Source organism: Flavobacterium sp. LPB0248, from assembly GCF_013388355.1.
Taxonomy (GTDB): Bacteria; Bacteroidota; Bacteroidia; order Flavobacteriales; family Flavobacteriaceae; genus Flavobacterium.
The window spans coordinates 161,810-183,553 of sequence record NZ_CP058246.1 but is presented as its reverse complement, the minus strand read 5'-3'; the positions used below and the strand labels follow the sequence as shown (position 1 = coordinate 183,553).

The 21,744-nt window shown below is 33.7% G+C and carries 19 protein-coding genes; 6 read left to right on the top strand and 13 right to left on the bottom strand.

Going from position 1 to position 21,744, the window contains the following annotated elements; all coding sequences use genetic code 11:
* Positions 1 to 171 precede the first annotated feature (171 nt).
* The gene (locus LPB248_RS00695; protein WP_177209700.1) at positions 172 to 831 is read left to right on the top strand and encodes an outer membrane beta-barrel protein; all 660 of its coding nucleotides are present in this window, start codon (positions 172 to 174) and stop codon (positions 829 to 831) included.
* Between the two features lie 127 nt (positions 832 to 958).
* Here LPB248_RS00695 and LPB248_RS00690 read toward each other — a convergent pair whose 3' ends face one another.
* The 6 genes from LPB248_RS00690 to LPB248_RS00665 form a co-directional block, all read right to left on the bottom strand.
* Positions 959 to 1,870 carry a helix-turn-helix domain-containing protein gene (locus LPB248_RS00690; protein ID WP_177209699.1) on the bottom strand — a complete coding sequence of 304 codons (912 nt, stop codon included), beginning with the start codon at positions 1,868 to 1,870 and terminating at the stop codon, positions 959 to 961.
* Positions 1,871 to 1,914: 44 nt separating this feature from the next.
* Positions 1,915 to 2,847, bottom strand: coding sequence for an NAD-dependent epimerase/dehydratase family protein (locus LPB248_RS00685; protein ID WP_177209698.1), 933 nt, complete (start codon positions 2,845 to 2,847; stop codon positions 1,915 to 1,917).
* 10 nt (positions 2,848 to 2,857) lie between these two features.
* The gene (locus LPB248_RS00680; RefSeq protein WP_177209697.1) at positions 2,858 to 3,565 is read right to left on the bottom strand and encodes a type 1 glutamine amidotransferase domain-containing protein; all 708 of its coding nucleotides are present in this window, start codon (positions 3,563 to 3,565) and stop codon (positions 2,858 to 2,860) included.
* 240 nt (positions 3,566 to 3,805) lie between these two features.
* A complete protein-coding gene (locus tag LPB248_RS00675; RefSeq protein ID WP_177209696.1) occupies positions 3,806 to 4,606 on the bottom strand; it encodes an alpha/beta hydrolase in 801 nt (266 codons plus the stop codon).
* Between the two features lie 381 nt (positions 4,607 to 4,987).
* On the bottom strand, positions 4,988 to 5,803 hold the full coding sequence (locus LPB248_RS00670; protein ID WP_177209695.1) for a tyrosine-protein phosphatase: 816 nt from the start codon (positions 5,801 to 5,803) through the stop codon (positions 4,988 to 4,990).
* Between the two features lie 22 nt (positions 5,804 to 5,825).
* Positions 5,826 to 8,729 carry a TonB-dependent receptor gene (locus tag LPB248_RS00665; RefSeq protein ID WP_255462976.1) on the bottom strand — a complete coding sequence of 968 codons (2,904 nt, stop codon included), beginning with the start codon at positions 8,727 to 8,729 and terminating at the stop codon, positions 5,826 to 5,828.
* 219 nt (positions 8,730 to 8,948) lie between these two features.
* On the opposite strand from LPB248_RS00665, the gene LPB248_RS00660 reads away from it, so the two are divergent.
* Positions 8,949 to 10,154, top strand: a complete 1,206-nt coding sequence (locus LPB248_RS00660; RefSeq protein WP_177209694.1) for a helix-turn-helix domain-containing protein — start codon at positions 8,949 to 8,951, stop codon at positions 10,152 to 10,154.
* Here the strand turns inward: LPB248_RS00660 and LPB248_RS00655 are convergent.
* The 5 genes from LPB248_RS00655 to LPB248_RS00635 form a co-directional block, all read right to left on the bottom strand.
* Complete coding sequence (locus LPB248_RS00655) at positions 10,132 to 10,731, bottom strand: hypothetical protein (RefSeq protein ID WP_177209693.1); 600 nt, start codon at positions 10,729 to 10,731, stop codon at positions 10,132 to 10,134. The genes LPB248_RS00660 and LPB248_RS00655 overlap by 23 nt on opposite strands.
* A gap of 216 nt (positions 10,732 to 10,947) precedes the next feature.
* Positions 10,948 to 11,751: a helix-turn-helix domain-containing protein gene (locus LPB248_RS00650; RefSeq protein ID WP_177209692.1), complete on the bottom strand. Its 804-nt coding sequence runs from the start codon at positions 11,749 to 11,751 to the stop codon at positions 10,948 to 10,950.
* A gap of 99 nt (positions 11,752 to 11,850) precedes the next feature.
* A complete protein-coding gene (locus LPB248_RS00645) occupies positions 11,851 to 12,843 on the bottom strand; it encodes an SDR family NAD(P)-dependent oxidoreductase (RefSeq protein WP_177209691.1) in 993 nt (330 codons plus the stop codon).
* A 101-nt stretch (positions 12,844 to 12,944) separates the two neighbouring features.
* Positions 12,945 to 13,520 (bottom strand): NAD(P)H-dependent oxidoreductase, encoded by a 576-nt coding sequence (locus tag LPB248_RS00640; protein ID WP_177209690.1) that lies wholly within the window; start codon positions 13,518 to 13,520, stop codon positions 12,945 to 12,947.
* A gap of 73 nt (positions 13,521 to 13,593) precedes the next feature.
* Positions 13,594 to 14,394: a helix-turn-helix domain-containing protein gene (locus tag LPB248_RS00635; protein WP_177209689.1), complete on the bottom strand. Its 801-nt coding sequence runs from the start codon at positions 14,392 to 14,394 to the stop codon at positions 13,594 to 13,596.
* Positions 14,395 to 14,544: 150 nt separating this feature from the next.
* Here LPB248_RS00635 and LPB248_RS00630 point away from each other — a divergent pair, with 150 nt between their 5' ends.
* Together LPB248_RS00630 and LPB248_RS00625 are read left to right on the top strand one after the other, a co-directional pair.
* Positions 14,545 to 15,516 (top strand): hydrogen peroxide-inducible genes activator, encoded by a 972-nt coding sequence (locus tag LPB248_RS00630; RefSeq protein WP_177209688.1) that lies wholly within the window; start codon positions 14,545 to 14,547, stop codon positions 15,514 to 15,516.
* 158 nt (positions 15,517 to 15,674) lie between these two features.
* Entirely contained in the window at positions 15,675 to 16,709 is a 1,035-nt protein-coding gene (locus LPB248_RS00625; RefSeq protein WP_177209687.1) for a sulfite exporter TauE/SafE family protein, read from the top strand.
* Positions 16,710 to 16,730: 21 nt separating this feature from the next.
* On the opposite strand, the gene LPB248_RS00620 is transcribed toward LPB248_RS00625, so the two are convergent.
* Entirely contained in the window at positions 16,731 to 17,081 is a 351-nt protein-coding gene (locus LPB248_RS00620) for a helix-turn-helix transcriptional regulator (protein WP_177209686.1), read from the bottom strand.
* A 176-nt stretch (positions 17,082 to 17,257) separates the two neighbouring features.
* On the opposite strand from LPB248_RS00620, the gene LPB248_RS00615 reads away from it, so the two are divergent.
* Both LPB248_RS00615 and LPB248_RS00610 read left to right on the top strand, forming a co-directional pair.
* The gene (locus LPB248_RS00615; RefSeq protein WP_177209685.1) at positions 17,258 to 19,714 is read left to right on the top strand and encodes a TonB-dependent receptor domain-containing protein; all 2,457 of its coding nucleotides are present in this window, start codon (positions 17,258 to 17,260) and stop codon (positions 19,712 to 19,714) included.
* 233 nt (positions 19,715 to 19,947) lie between these two features.
* Entirely contained in the window at positions 19,948 to 20,709 is a 762-nt protein-coding gene (locus LPB248_RS00610) for a phosphatase PAP2 family protein (RefSeq protein WP_177209684.1), read from the top strand.
* 155 nt (positions 20,710 to 20,864) lie between these two features.
* Here LPB248_RS00610 and LPB248_RS00605 read toward each other — a convergent pair whose 3' ends face one another.
* Positions 20,865 to 21,743, bottom strand: coding sequence for a diacylglycerol/lipid kinase family protein (locus LPB248_RS00605; protein WP_177209683.1), 879 nt, complete (start codon positions 21,741 to 21,743; stop codon positions 20,865 to 20,867).
* Between the last annotated feature and the right edge of the window lies 1 nt (position 21,744).

Below are 21,744 nucleotides of genomic sequence, written 5' to 3'. Positions count from 1 at the left end.
ATGGTTTCATTTTATAATATGAAACATAATTGAGCTGGGATTTTAGCGGAGAATCATTTTTTGTAAGATAACTTTGGGTATAAATAAGCCATTGATGCAGACTCTAGTTTCAATTAAGCTAACTGGCTTGAAAATAATAACTCCCATTATTACAAACTAAAATTTTAAATTATGAAAAAGTATCATTTATTAGGTTTCTTTTTTTTCTTTTCACTGGCAATGTCAGCGCAAAGCAGTCAGTCATTTTTGCTTAATCTGTACGGAGGATATACTTTTTCCGACAGAGTAGATTTTGATTCTTCTTACGCCAAGGTAGAAGATGGTTTTGAGTACGGAATAGGTTTGGAATATTTTATAATGGATAATGCTTCGATCGAATTAAAGTATAACAGGCTAGATACACACATGCCTTTGTATACGAAAGTTGGTATAACTAATGGTGCCAACACTATTCCTGCTGGAACTCAACTTAATGCTGGAGACGATAAAGGTGCTATCAATTACATATTGGCAGATTACACCTATTATTTTGGCTCAAGCTCTCAAAAAGCGCTTCCATTTCTTGGTGCTGGTTTAGGGGTTTCAATTCTTGAAACGCCAAGAAGCGGTAGCGGAACGTATTTTGCTTGGGAGATTAAAGCTGGTGTGAAAGTAAAAACAGATTCGCCATTGTCTATTAATCTTCATGCATATCTACAATCTATGTCGGCAGCTGTTGGATATGATTACTATTGGGACTACTATTGGGGACCAGTGGCAGTTACTGATTATGCATCAACATTTCAGTTCGGACTTGGTGCTTCGTTAAGCTACGATTTCAGTAAAAAATAATATAGAAATTACTCTTTTACAGAAGTCTTAGAAGTTTCGAAGATTCTTTAAATTACACTAATTATTTATCGTTATAAATGAAGACAGATATTTTGGTATCTGTCTTTTTTTTAATGCAGACTTGTACTCAATTGAAAGATTGTCTGAACTCTAAAGGCGAAGTAGAAGTACGGTTTTTAAACAAACGGTGAAAAGACTGCGGATGTTCAAAGCCTAAATAATAAGCAATTTCTGAAACTGACATAGTTGTAGTCGAAAGCAGTTCTTTTGCTTTTTCTATCAATCTATTTTGGATATGTTGCTGCGTTGTTTGCCCAGTATGAACTCGCAGCATATCACTTAAATAATTGGGACTTAGGTTCAGTTCGTTGGCAACAAATTGAACGGTTGGAATACCATTTGTCAGCAATTTTTCGTTTTTGAAATACAGGTCAAGCAGATTTTCCAGTTTGCTGAGCAAATCGCTGTTGACTTTTTTTCTTGTCAAAAACTGGCGGTTATAAAAACGATCGCAATACTTTAAGAGCAAATCAATATTAGAGACTAATAAATCTTGCGTAAAGGAATCCATATTGGCTTCAATTTCGGTGCTGATGTTTTCTATTATGTGCATTATAGAATTTTCTTCTTTTTCAGACAGAAACAAAGCTTCGTTGGCAGAATAAGAAAAATAACCGTAGTCTTTAATTATGGAAGCTAAAGGATATCCTTGCACAAAATCGGGGTGAATGATGGACACAAATCCTTTTACGCTATCAAGAAGCACATCTTCAAAATGAAGTACCTGATGCGGCGCTAAGAAATACATTATTCCTTCATCAAAATCATAATATTGCTGGCCATATTTGCATTTTCCTCCAGCGCATTCTTTCTTTAAGGCAATGACATAAAAATCGGTTGTTACGCTGCTGAGAATGGTTTCGGGCTCCAGTTTTACTTCATCAAAATTAAACACACTAATTAGTGGGTTTGAAGGCTTTTTTAAACCTAAAAACTGATGCAGTGCGCTTATTGATGCTATTTTTAATGGAGTTTTCATTTGCTGAAATGCTGATTTGTGTAGGACTAAGTTACAATTTAATTCTATGATGATAATTGTTCCTTTTTGATCTGCTCAATGCCTTGATTGTAAGTAGTTATCTGAAAATCTGGAAAACGATTTCTAAATTTTGAATCGTCAAAAATATTGTCGTGTTCATATCTAGGAAGCAGTTCCTGCAGTTCTTTCAGTCTTTTATTGAATAGTGCTCCAATCGAGAAAACAAACTTTGGTATAATAGAATACTTTAAATCTTTACCATAAATTTCTGAAGCCAATGCAATAAATTGTTTGTAATTTAACCTTTTGTCATCAATAGGCAAATGCCAGGTTTGACCAAATGCGTCGGGAGTATTGCCAATTAAGGCTGTAGCACGGCTCGCGTCTGGTGTCCAGATTAAACTTCTTAATTTATCGTCTCTCAATAAGACTTTTAGTTTTTTATTTTCTTTAATATTGTCGAAAATCAAAGTATTGGTAATGCTTTGTGTTTTTCTTGGTCCGTAAAATTCAGGTGCGCGACAAATAACCGCTTTCAATTCACCCGATTTCATTTCATTTAAAACCATTTCGGCCATTTCTTTTCTTATTTTTCCTTTTCTTCCTACTGGTTCAAAAACGGTTTCCTCGGTAAGCAGGCGATCATCTTGCGGATACATATAGGTATTGTCAAAAAAGACCAATTTTGTCTGATTGATTTTGCAGGCTTCAATAACGTTTTTTGTGATAAGCAGAAATTGTTGTTCCCATAAATCTGAGTCCATTGGAAGCCCTAAAGTAAAATAGGCTATTTCTGTATCTTTTAAGGCTTCTATTGCACTTTCTTTAATAGATAAATCTGCTGAAAATACAGTATCGGTATCGTTTACTTTCTTGGCATTTCTGCTTACAATTCGAATATCTGAAGTAAAATTTCTTTTCAGTTCTCGTGCTAATTCTTCGCCTATTTGCCCGTTGGCTCCTAATATGGTCTGCATAATTTTTAGTTTAGATAGTTGATTCTTTCTTTTTCAATTCTTTTATAACAACTTTTGCCATTTCTTTGGAACTGAAAGGATTCTGTCCCGTAATTAAATTGCCGTCAACAACTACTTTAGAAGTCATTGGAATAAACGCTTTTTCATAATCGGAACCTCTTTCTTTTAAAGCCTCTTCAAGATTAAAAGGCACATTCTTTTTTCGTCTAGCAAGACTCTCTTCAAACCAGTTAAAACCTGTTATTTTTTTGTTTTTTATCAAATATTCGCCGTTAGATAATTTCACGTTTAGTAGACCACCAACGCCATGGCAAATTGCGGCCACTTTTTTATTATTCTCGAAGTGGTTTTTAATAATTTTTTGAAGAATATTATCGTTAGGAAAGTCATACATAGTTCCGTGTCCGCCGGCCAAGTAGACACAATCAAACTCTTGATCTGATACTTCGTTCAAAGTTTTGGTGTGCTTCAGCATTTCTCTAAAAGCAGAATCTGACCAATAGTTTTTCGAAATATTATCTAAAACCAAAGGCTTCAAGCTCTCAGGATCAATAGGCGTGTCGCCACCTCTTGGACTTGCAATGGTAATTTCAAAACCTTGTTCTTTTGCCTTGTCATAAATGTGTGTAAGTTCACTAAGCCATAATCCAGTTGGCAGGTTACTGTTTTCATACACATTAATTCCAGTCACAATAATTAATAGCTTTATTGTATTCATATCACATTCGTTTTAGATAGTACAAAGTTCGAGTATAATTGAAGTATTGCTGTAGCTCAATCAACTAAAATTGTAACACAATCTCTGTTCTCGTATGATAATTTTATTTTGATTAAATTTTGAGAGTATTCAAGTCAGCACATTTGATCGTATTTTAATGAATTAGATAGAACTGAGCCTTATTTTACAGCAAAAGCCTGACTTTGTAGTCAGGCTTTTATGATAGTTTCTATTTCGAGTTTAAGACTTACTATTTTTAGATGCTGCGATAACAACTTTGGCAACTGCTTCTGGTTGAGACATAAACACTACATGGCTTCCTTTTACTTCAGTAACCTTAGTATTAGAACGTTTGTACATAGCACGCTGAATAGAAGGATCGATGCTTTTATCATTTGTGGCAACAACTGCATAAGCTGGTTTATCTCTCCAAGCCGCTTTTGTAATTGGAGTTACAAAACCTTTTGCATAAAATGCTCCTTGAGAGGCGTACATAAAATCGGCTTCTTCTTTACTAATGTCAGCACAAAAACCTGCGTGAAATTTAGCTTGATCGTAATAAACAATTCCTTTATCATCTGGAGGCAATACACCATTTTCTGGAGCTGGAGGAGCAGTTTGCAACCATTGTAATGCAGATTCTCCATTATCTGGCTGAAAAGCGGCTACATAAACCAAAGCGGCAACTTTTGGGTGATTTCCTGCTTGAGTAATAACAGCTCCACCCCAAGAATGTCCTACTAAAACTGTTGGCCCGTCTTGTCTGTCTAAAACTACGTTTGTTGCGGCTACATCATCTTCAAGAGAACTTAACGGATTTTGAACGATGCTAACATGATATCCTTTTTTGGTTAAAACTTCATAAAGAGCTTTCCATCCAGAACCATCGGCAAAAGCGCCGTGTACCAATACAACGTTTTTAATAGGTGCTGAATTTGCTGATTGAGCGTTAGAATTTGCAGTTGCAAATAAGAAACTAAAAAGTAATACTGCGAACATGAAATAACGATTCATTTGTTCTTTTAAAGATGTTGTTTTCATTTTTTCTAAAATTTTAAATTATTATGATGTTTGTAAGTTTTTAAAAATCAATTGTTTGATTTTGATGAGACAAATGTATGGCGACATGTATCATTAATCAAATTAATAATTTTTTATACTTATTAATAAAATTTATAATTATAGCTTTAGATGCGACAAATTCTGGGCTGATACTAAAATGAGAAATAGTATTAATTTGAAAAAAAATAAAGTGCAGGTAAAATAATATAAAGAAAAGGGAGAATTGTTCTTTATTATTCTTAAATGGTTGGTAATTAATACTTAAAGATAAAAAATAAAAGAATTACCATTATAAATCATATAATAAAAAAAGCCTTTGCAGAAACAAAGGCTTTTAAAAAACAACAACAATCTGAAATACTATTTAGTATATTTTTTTCTTAGAAGATTTATCTCTTTTGGTCCAATTCCCATTTCTTGCTGTAAAAAGTTTTCTACACTTCCGTACTGCGTTTTAATTCCGCCAAAGAATGAACGGATTAATTCTGGTTTTAAGGCCATTTCATTTTCTATCTGTGCTTCGGTTAAACCGCTCATTTTTGCTAAAGGAGCCATCATTCCTTTGTTCATTTTTTTAAGATAAACATTTGACGCTACATAATCGTCTTCGATTGTTTTTTCAGGAACTTGTAGAACATACAAAAAGAGTGCTGTTGCCATACCTGTTCTGTCGCGTCCTCCGGTACAATGATACATTACAGCTTCTTTTTTATCTGCAGTCAATAATTTCACAAATAACGGACGGAATCTGTCACCGCTGTATTTTACCGCATCTATACCATAGAATTTTTCCAGAAAACCTCCTTCTTTCAAAAGTTTAACCATTTGTGCTGGATTTGGAATACTGTCGCTTCCAGCTGGACTTAAAGTGTAATCTGTATTTTGAGGCAAACGATCTGGAGCTGCTTTCGATTCGGCAACACCTCTAAAATCTACCACAGTATGAATTTTCTTTTTATCAAGAAGTGCAATATCTTCCTTTGTCAATTTATCAATTCCTGCACTTCTGTACACTTTTCCCCAAACCACTTCTTTTCCGTCTGTAGTTTTGTATCCGCCAACATCTCTGAAATTTAATCCGCCTTTTACAGGAACCAATCTTTTAATGCTGTCTGTAAGCTGCGCATTTGCTAAGGTTTGTACTAAAATAGCAGCCAATAATAGAGTTTTTTTCATTTTATTCTTAATTAATTTGTTTTTAAAAGATGTCATAACGTAAACCTGCTTGTCCACGGCTTCCGTACCATTCTTGCGAAGTAATACGCTGTTTGTTGTGTCCCATGTACATTTTTACAGGTGAATCGCTTAGGTTATTTAATTCAATAAATACTTTAAGTTTTCTGTTAATGTTTACCGTTGCAGAAGCGTCAATTGTAAAGTTTGAATCTGTCCAGATATAATAATCTGGTCCCAATTGCTGATTGATTGATTCAACCGAGTTTCCTCTATAATTACCTGCAAGACGAACCATTACACCATTTCGCTCGTAAAAAAGTATGGCATTAAATAAATTTTTAGACTGATTAGGAAGACTGGTTTTGTCATTATAAGTAACAGTTCCGTTAATGCGTGGCACTTCTGTTTTTGAATCTAAAAATGTGTAGTTAAATTCAACTCCAAATCCGCTCCAGAAACCGTTTAAGAAATCAAATCTTTTATTAATTCCCGCTTCAAATCCAACCAACGAAGCTTTGTTTAAATTTTTTGCCTGAGTAACCATATAGTCGTTTCCATCAATATTCTGCATGCTTACATCTGTAAAGACAACATCGGTAATATTTTTGTAAAAAACGCCTCCAGATAAAATACCCACATTATCAAAGTAGTATTCTCCCATTAAATCAAAATTATTGCTGAAAGTTGGTTTTAAATCTGGGTTTCCTTGCGTAATAGTCATAGGAGATGCAGTTGTATTTGTAGAACTTCCTGGTGTCATATCGCCAAAATTAGGACGAACAAATGTGCGAGTGTACGCAGCACGAAGATTTGATTTTTCGGTTAATTGATATTTCAAATGCAACATTGGTAGAAACGAATTGTAATTGTTCTCTACAACAGAAGGACTTAATGTAATTACAGCGGGAGTTCCTGAAGTGGTGGCTTTAGTTCCGTTTAAAGTCATAGCGGTATATTCGTTACGAATACCTCCAACTATTTTTAAGTTGTCTGTCGCATCAATTTCGGCCATTGCATAACCGGCAATTACATTTTCATCTCCAGTATAAAAAGAGGTTGCATTTGTTTTGGATGTAAAATCCATAAATCCGTTAGCTTTCTGGAATGATTCTCCATACATATCAAACAATTGATTTTTGGTTAATGGATTTACGATAAACTGACTGAAATCACCATTCATGTTTCCGAAGAATTTACTTCCGCTTGGGAAATTTGTGGTTTGCAAATTTGAAAGCGGCACTAGAGCAGGAGAATTTGGAATTCCGACAGCTGCTCCTGGAAGATATACATAATTAGATCCGTAAGAATTTGTTCTATCCTTATGACGGTATTTTGCGCCAAATTTTAAATTTACTTTTGAGCTTGCTTCGGCCTTCAAATTAACTTGTGCAATCTGATCTCTTTCACTGTTATCAAGCTGTGCTATTACCAACTGATTTAATAATAGTTTGGAAGAATCCATAACTTCATTTGGATTTGCTAAACCTGTTTCAAAATTTTCTACAGTACCACCAACTCCGTTTGGAGAATCAAATCCCCAGTAACGTTTTCCGTCGCTAGAAAGATTATTAAATCCTCCAATTATTTTTTGACGAAATGTTGCAATAGGAAGTCCTTTATTAACAGATGTTGGAGGAGTATCCAAATAATATTCTGATTTATGATTGCTGTAACTCCAATCTATTTTGAATTTTTCACTCATCTGATGTTCTCCGCCAATTTCAAAACCATTTAAAGCAGTCTGATAATGCGAGTATCTGTAATTGTATTGAAAACGAGTGTTAGTATAATCAATATAGGATTCGTAAACAGGACGAATGTCATCAAACTTATTGGCCATTCCTCTAAAGAATATTTTATCAGAAGACGTAAGTTTATATTCGGCACCAACATTTAATCCTTTGGTTTCACGTTCTCCCATATAACGTTTAAAAAGCACGGTATTAAGTGAATTTTTTTGCTGAACAATTGCTGCGCCAGTATTATAAGTTGCTGCAAATTCGTCAGAACCCCATTGTCTGCTCCAAATTGCTCCAGAAACAATTACTCCAAGTTTATTATTAAAGAATCGGTCACCGTAAGTTACAGATCCATTATAAGTGCCATTTTGGCTAAAAGTGTTGTAACCTCCTGCGGCACTAACATTCAATACACGTTTTGATGGAGCGGTGCGGGTAATAAAATTAATAGAACCTCCAATCGCATCTCCTTCCATATCTGGAGTAATGGCTTTTGCTACCTGAACATATTGAATCATTTCAGAAGGAACAGCATCTAAAACAGAAGATCGGTTACCCATAACATTTGAACTCGGAAGACGATTTCCGTTAAATAGAGTAGAAGTCCACGCAAAAGGAGTTCCTCTAACCGTTGCTTGGTCAGCTTCACCATGATAACGTGCTACAGCAACACCCTGCATACGCTGTACGGCTTCGGCAGCATTACGGTCTGGAAGTTTACCAATAGCATCTGCAGCCATAACATCCATTATAGCAAGTGAGTTTTTCTTAATGCTGTAAGCTTTTGCTTGCGATGGCGCCATAGTACCTTTTACCACAATTTCTTTAAGCGAAGCTGAACCGTCAGGAGTCATTTGAATCAATCCAAGATCGTTTATTCCTTTTACAAGATTTATGGTTATAGATTTTGTCTCAAAACCGATGTAGCTGATTTCAATAACTGCTTCTCCTTCAGCAGGAGCTGTAAGGGTAAAAGCACCTTGCAAATCTGAAATTACCGAATTATTAAATGTTTTTCCAGTAACATTAGCCGTAGGCAAGGTTCCGGCATCACTTGTAACAATTCCTTTTATAGTTTGTGCATTAGCCGATTGTAAAGAACCGACCAAAAGAATGGTTGCGAAAAGTATTTTTTTGAATATCTTCTCTTTTCTAAACATTGATTTTAAAATAATTGTAGGTGTCATGTTTTATAGTTTTTTTGCAAAGATTGCTGCGATTTAAACTACGAAACGACTTTATCGAACTAGAACTACTTTTTGAAAGTGTCAATCTTTTGTGCTGATTTTAATGTGTTGATTTTTAATGTTTTAATTGTTGTTATTAAATTGTTATGAATCAATTATTTCGCATTTAGTAAACATTAAATTAACAGCCTCGCGATACTTTAGCACAAAGATTTTAAGATGAAATACATTATTGCCATTGGAATATTTCAGGCTCTTTTAGCCGCCGTATTATTGCTTAGAAGCAGATACAGAAAAAATGCAGATGATTTGCTAATATCATTAGTAGTGTGCATAGGTCTTCACCTTTCGATTAAGTTTTTCATCTTTACTTTTGTAGAAGATCAGCAGGTTCTTAATATGATGAATACCTTTATCGGGTTTTGTTATATTCCGCTGCTTTATCTGTATACTTTAAAAATCATTCGCCCAGAATTTGTTAGCGCTTCAAAGTGGTATCTTTTTATTCCTTTTATTATAGGTGCGATCGGTTATTTTTCTACAGTTTGTGTTTTATCTGTCACATCTCCAAACGCTTATTTAGTCTTATATTGGTATAATACTATCAGTCTTTACACATTGCTTCCTTTGGATATTATTTTTTCCTCTGGCATAATTTATTTGGCAATAAATAAACTGCCAAGAAATAGCCAAGAGAAAAAATTAATTGTCCAGCTTGCATCTCTTTTTTTATGTATCGGAATATTAGGAACGGTGTTCACTATTTTTAGTTCGACTATTTTCAATTTAAATTATTTAAGCCGTTCCATTATTTATGCGCTTCTTATTGTGATAACCATCAGAATAATTAGCTATAAATATAACGTGTTTGTTGAGCCTGTTTCACAAAGTACAGGAAATGAAATGCTTTTAACTTTGGCAAATTATGGTACGCTTGTAGAAACAGAAATAGAGACGACAAGTACAAATACAATTTTACCAAAGAGTACAGAAGTTGTTTCGAATCAGGAAATAGAACCCTTAAAACTTCAAAAGAGAAAAGAAATATTAAGTCAAAGCGAAATGTTCAAGATATTGCTGAAGTTGGAAAAAGCAATGGAAAATGAGCAATATTATATGGATAGTGAATTGACGCTTGACAAATTGTCGAAACTTATCGGAGTAAATAAATATCATATAAGCGAAACATTAAACCATTTTGTAAATAAGCCTTTTTATACTTTCGTTAATGAATATAGGATAGAATATGTAAAGGAGAAATTAAAAAGTCTGTCTGTAAAAAACAGCAGCATTAGTATTCTTGAATTGGCTTATGAATCTGGATTTAATTCAAAATCATCTTTTAATAGATATTTTAAGGAGATTACGACTTATACTCCGCGAGAGTATTTAAACTTAGTGGTTACGGAAGAATTAGCTTTGTAGCAATTTTACCTTTTGCTGGCGATTTAAACCTTCTGGACTGGAGTCTAATTCTTTTTATCTGAATAAGACATTCGCTTATGAGATTCTTTATTTCAAGATAAGAGATGTTATGAATGGAAATAATATTATTTTTTACTTCTTCAACATAATTTCCAGTTGTTATCAAATCAATTTCGAGGTTTTTTAGGATAAGACTTTGCGCATTTTTACTTTTTCTGTAGTAGTAAATACAATTCTGAAGATCTTCAATTTGACCTTTTAAATCAAATAGGGCATTTTTTGAAACTGCACGCCTGTAGTAATTTGAAAACTCTAATGGATTCTCTTCTATTAATTTATCAAAATCTTCAATAGCTAGAAAATGCTTATTTAATTTTTGAAGGCACCTGGCTCTTAATTTTAGAATCTTAATATCAAATCCTGAATTTATCGAATGGTCAAAATGAAATAATGCCTCATTAAACTTGCAAGACAAATAGAGATCTCTTCCTTTCTTTAAACTGGTTGATTCCTGCTTAGAATTTGATCTTAAAAAACTATCCTTAGATTTTATTCTCAATTTGTTAAACCATTTCATATTCTAAAATTTTAGACAGTTAAGATTTTGGTTATGAGTGTAAATGAAAATTTTTAGGGATTTAAAAGTAACTCTTTTTTTTAATTTAAGATCTTTCGAGTGTAATTAAAATTGCATTTTGTTGATAACTAATATGTTGTGATTTTTCTTGTTTGGTTTTGATAGAAGTTGAATTTTGTATTGTAAACCAAGAAATACAAGCGAATTCTGCGCTATTTAAAGTATTTGTTTTGGAGTAATTCCATATTGTTTTTTAAAGGCGTACGAAAAGTGAGATAGATTTTCAAATCCGACTTCTAAATAAACATCTGTAGGTTTTTTCTTTTTTTCGGCCAATTGATAATAGGCTAATTCAAGTCTTTTATGTGTAAGCCATTTTTGCGGAGTGGTATTGAAGAACTTTTTAAAATCTCTATTGAATGTAGATAAACTGCGGCCTGTAAGATAACCCAGTTTTTCGAGTGGCATGTTAAACATAAAATTGCGTTCCATAAAATGGGCTAAATCAATTTTACCTGGTTCATCAAAATTAGAAAGCACGGTGTCAACATCTTTGTCAATTTCTCTTAGAATGCTTAGCGCTTCCGTTATTTTTAAAGAGGCCAGTTCCTCCGAAAATTTATCTTTCAGATCAAAATAAGGAATAAGTGAAGCCATACAGCTTTCTAATAACGGATGACTATTAAAACTATAAATTTTGTTTTCAGGCATTGGCTTTTTCGTATGCTCGATATTCTGATAAAACTTCTTTAATCGTTCAGCAGAAAGATGCATAACAACCGTTTTATGTGGTTCTCCGTTAGAAGGATAATTAATTATGGTAGCGAGCTGATTTCTTGGAATTAAAAAGATGTCTCCCTTCTTAAAAAGAAAGGAGGCATCATACTGTATAATTTTTGTTTCACCAGAGATAAACCAGATTAACATGTGCTCATCAAACATAATATCTGATTTAAAGAATTTATCTTCATAGCAGGAAAGCTTGATTTCAGGAGTTAAGTATTTTGATATATGCTCCATAACTAATTGATTAAATTATCTTTCGTGATTTTTTCTGATCAGATTTTATAAATACAAATATAAAAAGTATCAGTTGTTTTTATTTTAATATTTGCTTCTTTAGATTAAGGATAGACCTGTTAGCTGCTCGCTTAAATTCCACAATTTTTTAGCATTTTCTTCATCGAGAGAATAAGAAGCAACACCAGATGTACCTGTGCTTTGTTCGGATGCTAATATTGCGATGTCACCATCTTCACAATACACACCGCCAATATTGTTAAGCAAAGGACTTGTTGCGCACCATACAGTTGTCGCAGCACCTTGCGGAATCGATTTTAGTTTTGCTGCCACTTCAGGACGCATATTGCCATCTGCATCTAAAAAGCCCATTTTTTGAAACAATTCTAATGAGGCTTCTCTTGCCAGTTCCGTTCCTGCAATGGAGCCAGGATGCAAAGAATAAGCTCTTACATTAAACGCTTTGGCACGATTATCAAGCTCAAGAGAGAATAAATTACTTGCCGTTTTTGATTGGCCATAGGCTTGTAAAGTGTCATATTCTCGGTTAAGAAAATTAGGATCCTCAAAATTAAAAGGCGCCATATGATGCCCAAGCGAAGACACATTTATGACTCTTGCACCGTTAGCCTTTTTAAGCGCGGGAAAAAGCTTGAGCGTTAAATGAAATTGCCCCAAATAATTAGTGGCTAATTGTGATTCAATTCCGCGACTATCTCTGCGCAAAGGCACCCACATAATACCAGCATTATTTATTAGCAAATGTAAAGCTCTGCCTGACGAAAGAAATTTTTCAGCAAATGCGTTAATAGAATTGGGATCCATAACATCCATTGTTTCTAATTCGACATTTTTAATGCCTTCAAGATTCTTTTTAGCTTTTTCAATATCTCTTGCAGGTACTATAACCACAGCACCTGCATTTGCAAGTGTTTTGGTGGTTTCAAGACCTATACCGGTATTTCCGCCTGTTACAATTACAGTTTTTCCTTCAAGATTAATCCCTTTAGTCACATCATTTGCTGTTGATGTAGCAGTAAAGCCTGAACCTATTGGCTGCTGTAGTGCGCCTTGATAATTACTCTGTCTCATTTTGTTTATTGTTAAAAAGTTATGAGACAAAATTAGACACAACATAACCACGTGATTTTGTTTAAAACGTCAAATTATTTTGTTTAAAATGTCATTTCATATCAGTTATGATATATTTGAATCAATTCTGATGTCCATTGCGTTACATCATCTGATGAAGCTCGATCTGCTTTATCAAAAAAAGCATGTTCTTTAATTTGAAATCCACAATATTGGAATATTCCTTTATCAGAAGTCAGTAATAAAGCCTTATCCATTCCGAGAGCTTCATATTCAGCTTTTGATTTTCCATGAGTATTAATGATGTATGCTGATTTGCCACTAAGAAGTCCTTTCTGAATGCCTTGTTCATAGCAGTAAGCAAAACCATAGCTAAATACCCTGTCAATGTATCCTTTCATAATAGCTGGCATGCCTGTCCACCAGATTGGGTAAATAAAGGTGATACTGTCAGACCAGATAATATGTTGCTGTTCTAAAAGGACATCTGAACTAACTATACCTTTTCGCTGTCCTGCTATATCATCAATCGACAAAACTGGATTAAAACCCAGCTGGTTGAGATCACGAATAATAACTTCATTTCCTTTCTTTACAAGTGTTTCTTGTACTGTTTTTCTAAAATGACAATTCAGACTTGAATTATCAGGATGCGCATAAATTATTAAATGTTTCATAATTATTATTTTAAGATTATGAAACAAAATTAGATTCATTTAAAGGTTTGAAATTGTAAGAAAACGAAACAGCTTATATATTACCGCTGCAAATGTCCTGCTGAAATTTCAGGTATTGGTTCGGACTGGCATTAACATAGTGCTTAAAATCGTGTATGAGTTGGCTTTGGTCATAATAACCACATTCATTGATAACATCAAACCAGTTTATTTTTTCTGATGTATTCTGAATATAACAGATAGCTTTCAAAAATCTCAGGTATCGCATTTTCTCTTTTGCAGAAAAGCCAAAAAGCTTTTTGTGTTGGTACTGTATGGCTCTTTCAGTAAGTTGGCTCATTTCGGAAACTGCTTTTATCGGATTTTGTGCTTCGTTATTGAAGTCTGTCAAAAATGCTGATATGGCATTAGGGCTTTTGAGATAAGGCCTGCAGAAATTGAGAATAAAATTTACTTTCTCTTCTGCTGAATCCAATTCTGCAATCTCTTGCCAGAGAAAAGAAAAGCAGTTCTCGATTAATAAATCATCAGGATCAAAAGGCGCTTTTCCTTGAGATACTGAGCCAAAAAAACGATAGAAAGAATCATTTTTAAAGGTGGCAACCAAAATCTTGCTTCCAGGATCTAGAGCATATTCAAATGCCTTTTTTATCGGTCCCAATACGAGACATCGATCCAATGATATTTCTGTATTTTCTTTTGAGATGAGCGTGGCTTTACAGCCAAAGCTAAATGCTAAAATTGTTTGAAATGTAGGTAAAAGAGTTTTTTTTATCACACTATCCGTTGTATTCTCAGCATAATAAAAATGGGTAAATACTTCGGAAAATTCCAAATGAACAGAGATTCTGTAATTTAAATACCCGTCGTCCATCTTTTCTTTCTTTAAATGTAAATGAATTATTTAGTTCCTAAATTTAAGAAAAATCTTTGTAGAACTTATACTTGATTATTTCTTCGCAAAAAGAATTCGTTTGCAAGTAAAATTAATAACTTTAGATATTTATAATAAAAATTTATAATCATGACAATCCAGCAATTAAAATATATTGTGGCTCTAGATGAAGAAAGACATTTTGCAAGAGCTGCAGAAGTTTGCATGGTAACGCAACCAGGCTTGACGATTCAATTAAAAAATCTGGAAGAAGAAATTGGGATTAAAATTTTTGACCGTAATAAAGTACCATTAACACCTACATTACTGGGAATAGAAATTATAAACAAGGCCAAAAGAATACTCCGTGAAGTTGATGAGATCAGGGATTTTGTTGTAAACGAAAAAAACTTACTGGAAGGCGAAATACGATTAGGGATAATTTCGACATTATCACCTTATCTAATTCCTCTTTTTATTAAAGCAATGAAAGAGGCAACTCCCAAAGTACATTTTATAATAAAAGAAGCAAATACGGGACAGTTAATGAAAGATTTGGAAACGGGTGCGCTCGATATTGTAATAATGGCTACGCCAACAGGAAATCCAAATTTAATTGAGCATCCTGTTTTTAAGGAACCTTTTATAGCTTATTTAAATGAGCTTCATCCGATGATTAATGAGGATTTTTACGAATTTCAATCGGAAGACAAAGAAGAATTATTGCTGCTTCATCATGAGTTTTGTTATAATGCACAGCTGCTTGACATTTGTGGAATTAAATCTCCGAAAAAAGTCAAAGAACAATTTACCTATGACATTAGCTCAATAGAAACGCTTAAAAATTTAGTTAGAGCGCAATTAGGTTTTGCAATTATACCAGAACTTTCTGTTCTTAATGAAAAAGAGAGGAGTCTTTTTAAACAGTTTAAAGAACCTAAACCAGTAAGGGAAATCAGTTTAGTAGTTTCCGATTCTTTTTCGAAGAAACTTCTGCTCGAAAAAATGAATGAAGCAATATGGAATTGCTTGCCAGATTCTCTAAAAAAAGACTTTGCATATCGCAAAATAAGATGGAATGATTCTCCATATTTTGTTAAATCGGTAAGTAAGTTTACATAGAGTCAAAATTTATTTCATTTATTAGATAGACTTTCAGAAGCTAATTTCAGAAGCCTGTAGCCTAGAAATGGCAAAACACATTCAGGTTTTATTCAACATTCGTTTATAACTTGCCTTACTTTTCTCAAGTTAGATAAACAAAGTTTAATAAACATAAAATGGTTACAAGTTTAGTAATAATATTTATCTGCAGTTTTTTGGCATTTGCTATAAGTGCAATCTGCGGAGGTGGAGCAGGGCTTATGCTTATTCCAATTCTTGGTGCGCTTTTGCCAATGAATCAGGTTCCTGCGGCTCTTTCAATAGGAACGTTTACAAGTTCTGCTTCGAGAATTATTCTTTTTAAGAAAAATATCTGCTGGCATATTGTCAAATATTTTGTTCCTGCAGCAATACCCGCAGTTTGGTTAGGAGCGTGGTTGCTTAAATTTTTAAATCCATTATATTTAGAAATCGCAATGGGACTTTTCCTGATAAGCAATCTTCCGTTTATTTTTAAAAAGCCTGCGGAAATAAATGCAGGAGAAAAAACAGCAAATTGGCTTTTATGCCTTATCGGATTCTCAGCAGGATTTCTTTCAGGTCTTACCGGAGTTGTTGGACTTCTTTTTAATAAATTTTATCTGCGTTATGGACTATCAAAAGAAGAAATAGTGGCTACGAGGGCGGCCAACGAAATTATTCTTCATTTAATTAAAATAGTTCTGTACACACTTTTTGGATTGATATCAATGAAAGTAATTTCGATAGGAGTTGTAGTTGCCGTTGCAGCCATACTTTCATCTTTGTCTATGAAGTGGATTTTACCAAAATTAAGTGAGTTTGTTTTCAAAAAAATCGGCTATTATGCAATGGTACTTTCTGGATTTGTAATTCTAGGAAAAACAACATCGACTTTGGCAATGGAAAAAGGAGGTAATTTTACCGCAACTACGATGTCTAAAGGAATTGAAGCAAAGTTAAAATGGCAAAATGCGCGTTTTGCAATGGAATTTACTTATGACGAAGGTTTTGAGTTTGAACAAATAATTCCGATGAAGGATTTGACAGCCGAACAGCAATCATTGGTAAAAAGTAAAAGCAACAATGCAGATAAAATAATCATTGAAGCTGTATATGCAATAAATAAAAGATCTTATGAAGCTTATTATTTTAAAAATAACAAACTGATTCATAAGATTGATTTTGAATAAATTAAAAATCGTTACCTGATTTTAATTCGAATCTTTTTTATTTTTTCTAGCTTTTAATCTTCTGATTTCCGCTTTCAGTTCTTTGTTTTCTTTTTTAAGGCTTTCAATCTGTTCAAGAAGGTCAGGAGGAATAATCGTATTTGTTTTTTTTAGATTTCCAGATAGCATGCTGTTTCGGGAACTGTTTTCGTATATTTCATATTTGTCAACGCCTAAAACTTCAGCTATTTTGTCCCATTCTGCAGCAGTAATGCTAGTAAGTCCTCTTTCTTTGCGGCTGTAAGTAGGCTGAGTCATGTTGACTTTTACGGCCATCAAATCCTGATTTATTTCCCGTTTCAGGCGCATTTCGATAAGTTTTACTTTTTTCAAGGCTATTTAATTTTCAGAAAGAATTATTGTTTGAAGTGCTTCCAAATATGAACGCCAATTTTGAATTAATTCTGAATTTTTTGCTTTTTAATACATTTTAGAAAATAAAAGAGCAATAAAAATCTTCAAGATATATTCAGATTTGAGTTTTTATTTTGCTGAAATAAATTTTCTCTATGCGCTATTTTATCTTATGTCTGCTTTATATTCTGCCTTTTGCGGCGGTTGCACAATCTTCTAATACGAAAGCAAAAATCACTGGAAAGGTGATCGATTCTGAAACTAAAGTTCCTATAGAAATGGCTATTGTAAGTGTGTTTCGCACTGGAGAAAGCAAACCTTTTAATGGCCAGACAACCGACCAAAACGGAATGTTTTCAATAGATAATCTTCAAACAGGAGAATATCGCATTACCATCGATTTTATCAGTTATAAAGAAATCGTGTACAATGCTGTAAAAGTAAATACTTCGGGAAATTCGATTAATCTAGGGAATATTCAATTGGTTCCTTCATCAAATCAATTAGATGAAGTAAAAATTGTTTCAAAAACGCAGACCGTTCAAAATAAAATTGACAAAATGGTTTATAACGCCGCTAATGACCTTAATAGCCAAGGCGGTGTTGCTACTGATGTTCTAAAGAATGTTCCGATGATAAGTGTCGATATTGACGGAAATGTGGAGTTGCAAGGAAATCCAAACATCCGTTTTTTAATAAACGGGAAACCTTCGAGCATATTTGGAGCCAGCGTTTCAGATGCATTGCAATCTATACCGGCAAGTCAGATCAAAAGTATTGAAGTTATTACCAGTCCAGGTGCTAAATATGATGCAGCGGGAACGGGAGGTATTATAAATATTGTTTTAAAAGAAAGTAAAGTTCAAGGAATTAACAGCAGTATAAACTTATCGGCAGGAACAAGATTAGAGAATGGTTCTTTTAATCTAAATGCACGAAAAGGAAATTTTGGCGTAGGCGTATATTTTAGCGGAAATAAGCAATTGACAACAAAAACAAAGAGTTCAAGCGACCGTATTTCTTATAATGAAGCTAGAGACACTATAAACAGATTGTATCAAAATGGCACAAGTCCTTTTACCAGAAGCGGTTATCAAACGGGAATAAATGCAAATTGGAGTATAACGCCAAAAGACGAATTAACTGCTACTTTGGGATATAATCATTTTGAGAATAATTCATCTGGAATTACATTGCAAGACCAAACTTCTTCTTTGGCTGACGGTACTGTTTTGTCTGAAATTATGAGTGAAAGAAATTCTGTAAGTAATTTTAAAAATAATGCAATCGATTGGAGTTTAGGATATAAAAAAACTTTTGATAGAGAAGATCAGGAATTGAATTTTCTGGTAACGTCAAGTTATGGCAAAAGCACAAATGATGCGTCACAGGAAACTGATTATAGAGACAATGTAAATCCGACTTCGGGACTTAGAAGTTATAATCCAGGAAACGATCATCAAGTAGAACTTTCTCTAGATTTTGTTAGGCCAATTTCTAAAGGGTTTGTCTTTGAAATGGGATCAAAAGTATCTTTAGAAAATATCAACAGTAATGTCATTACAGATACACTTGCGCTAGATGGTTCGTATATAAACAATCAGGGACAAACTTATGGTTTTCAGTACAAACGAAATATTTATGCAGCGTATGCATCTACATCTTTTTCATTATTTAAAGACTTTTTAGAAGGAAGAGCAGGTCTTCGATATGAACGCACCAATACAACTGCCGATTTCGTCGGAGTTAGTATTCCCGATTACAATACTTTTGCTCCTTCTTTTACTGTTCAGCATAAATTCAACGAAAATGAGTCTGTAAAATTTTCTTATAGCTATCGAATAGAGCGTCCTGATTACGAAGAATTAAATCCGTTTTTTAATATCAGCGATCCGCATAATATTAGTACCGGAAATCCATTTTTGAAGCCAGAAATCGGGAATCGTTTTGAACTAGGCTACAGTAAAAATTTTGCCAATAATGCCAATATTTATTTCTCTGGTTATTACAGACGAAATACCGATGATATCCAGAGTTTTTCTACGTATCATTCTGTGCTGAATGTTAACGGAACAGATTATACAGATGTAACACTAACACAGCGTTACAATATTGGAACTCAAACCGATATTGGAGCAAGCTTGTTTGGATCTATCAAAATTGATGAAAAGCTAAACATAAGATCTACAATTGAATTTGGAGACCGCACAACAACCAATCCTTCTTTGCCTACTGTGAGCGGATTTAATTACAGAGCAAATTTGAATTTGAGCTATCAGTTTGCACCTTCTTTTACTGGAGAGATTTTTGGAAACTACCGCTCTTCTCAGAAAAACATTCAAGGAAACCGACCAGCTTCGTTCTTTTATAATCTGGCTTTAAGAAAGCAGTTTCTGCAAAAATCTGCAAGTATCGGATTAACAATGGCGAATCCTTTTAATAAATATATGAGCCAAAGATCAACTAAATATGGTGCGAGTTTTAATCAGGTGAATATAAAAGAAATTCCTGTTCAGTCTTTTGGAATTTCGTTTAGCTATAAATTCGGAAAATTAGAATTCAAGAAAGGAGAAGGCGATAATCACAATGAACCTCAACAGCCAACCATTTAATTTACGGTATTACTTAATGCAATATTAAGAATCGCAGAAGATTAATTCAGAATTAATTCAGGATTGCTAAAGAGTTTTGCATTGAATTTAAACGGTTTATTATGAGTTGTTTATTGGTGCAACTAATTAGGATTTATTTCGGTTATGTTCTGTTTAAAGTTGCGATAGTTTTTAGAAATAAAACTTCAATAGTTTGATAGCCAGTTTAATTTCGATTTCTAATTTCTCTTAAAATGCGAAAATTTTTTTTATTATTTCTTTTGAGTATAACGGCTACAAATGCACAAAAGACTGTTTCTGATTCTATAGCGGTAAAAGATACTGATACCGTGCACAATTTAAAATTTAACTATAAGCAGCTTATCATACCCACCGTACTTATTGGTTATGGTTTTATTGGACTAGAGAGCGATCAGCTTAAGGGGTTTAATGCAGAAATTAAAGAAGAGGTAAACGAACATATTGATAATAAAATCACTATTGATGATTTTACGCAATATGCACCTGCTGCATCTGTTTACGCTCTAAATGCGATGGGCATAAAAGGGAAAAACAACCTGAAAGATCGATCTATAATTTTGGCTACATCTTATCTAATGATGAGCACTACGGTTTTTGCTTTAAAAAGTATTACAAAAGTAGAAAGACCAGATGGTTCTGCCAATAATTCTTTTCCTTCAGGACATACTGCAAATGCTTTTGCTGGAGCTGAATTTCTTTGGCAGGAATATAAAGATCAATCTATTTGGTACGGAATAAGCGGTTATATAGTTGCGACAGGAACGGGACTTTTTAGAATGTACAATAACAGACACTGGCTTACCGATGTTGCAGCAGGAGCGGGAATTGGAATATTAAGCACCAAAGCCGCATACTGGCTGTTTCCGTATGTAAAAAACACTTTTTTTCCTTCCAAAGAAAATAAAGTAACCTCGATGGTCGCTCCTTTTTATAATGGCAAGCAAATGGGCGCTGGAATGGTTGTACAGTTTTAAGGTACATCGCAAGTAATTTGAGTTTAACAGAACCAATACATTTTGGTGATGGACGAAATTTTGCTTGACAGAGAAGTGGTCATTTAAAAATAAAACTCCAAATAAGATTACTCATAAGGAAACTTATTTGGAGTTGAAAATTGTTTTCAAGGAAGTTAAACTAAGACTTCAATGCTTTTCGGCAGAATACTAACTTGGATAATATTGGTTTTTAAATTCTGAAATTCCCCATCGATTTGTGCGTCTATAAAAATTTTATGAGGCATTTCTATATGTACCTCTCGTACTAGTGCATGCTGTGCTTTTTTAAATTTCTCGATTGAATTTTTCAGCACATTAAGACCAAGCAGTAATTTTTCTAAAAATGTAAGTTCAGGAATAATAACCATATCTAGAACACCATCACTAAGACTTGCTTTTGGAGTAAGGCTCATATTATATCCCATTTCGTTAGAATTGGAAATAAAGAGCATAAAAGGATTTACTTCGTGTTTTTTTCCGTCAGAAGAAACAACGGTATATTGCGGTTTAAACTGAAAACTTGAAGAAAGAGCCGCTTTAATATACGAAGATAAGGTTCGGTTTCCCGAATGTTCGTATTTCTTTATAATCATAGCATCAATACCAATTCCCATATTACTGAAAAAATAGTATTGATTTATTTTTCCAACGTCAATAGAAACGGTATTTCCTTTTTTAATAATTTCCACGGCCTTATCAAAATTTCGCGGAATATTTAAATTTGAGGCTAATCCATTTCCTGATCCAACAGGAATTATTCCCAGTTTTATATTAGAGCCAATAAGAGCCGATGCTACTTCGTTTATAGTGCCGTCTCCACCGCATGCAACAATATAATGCGGATTGTTTGCAACGGCTGCTTTTGCCAATTCAATAGCGTGTTTTTTTTGTTTCGTATAATCGATCTCAATTTGGTACTCTTCCTTTGGGAATTGACTCAAAAGGTAAGAAGTAGTGATATCATGCTTCCCACTTCCAGAAATTGGATTGATTATAAAATGTATGTAGATCATT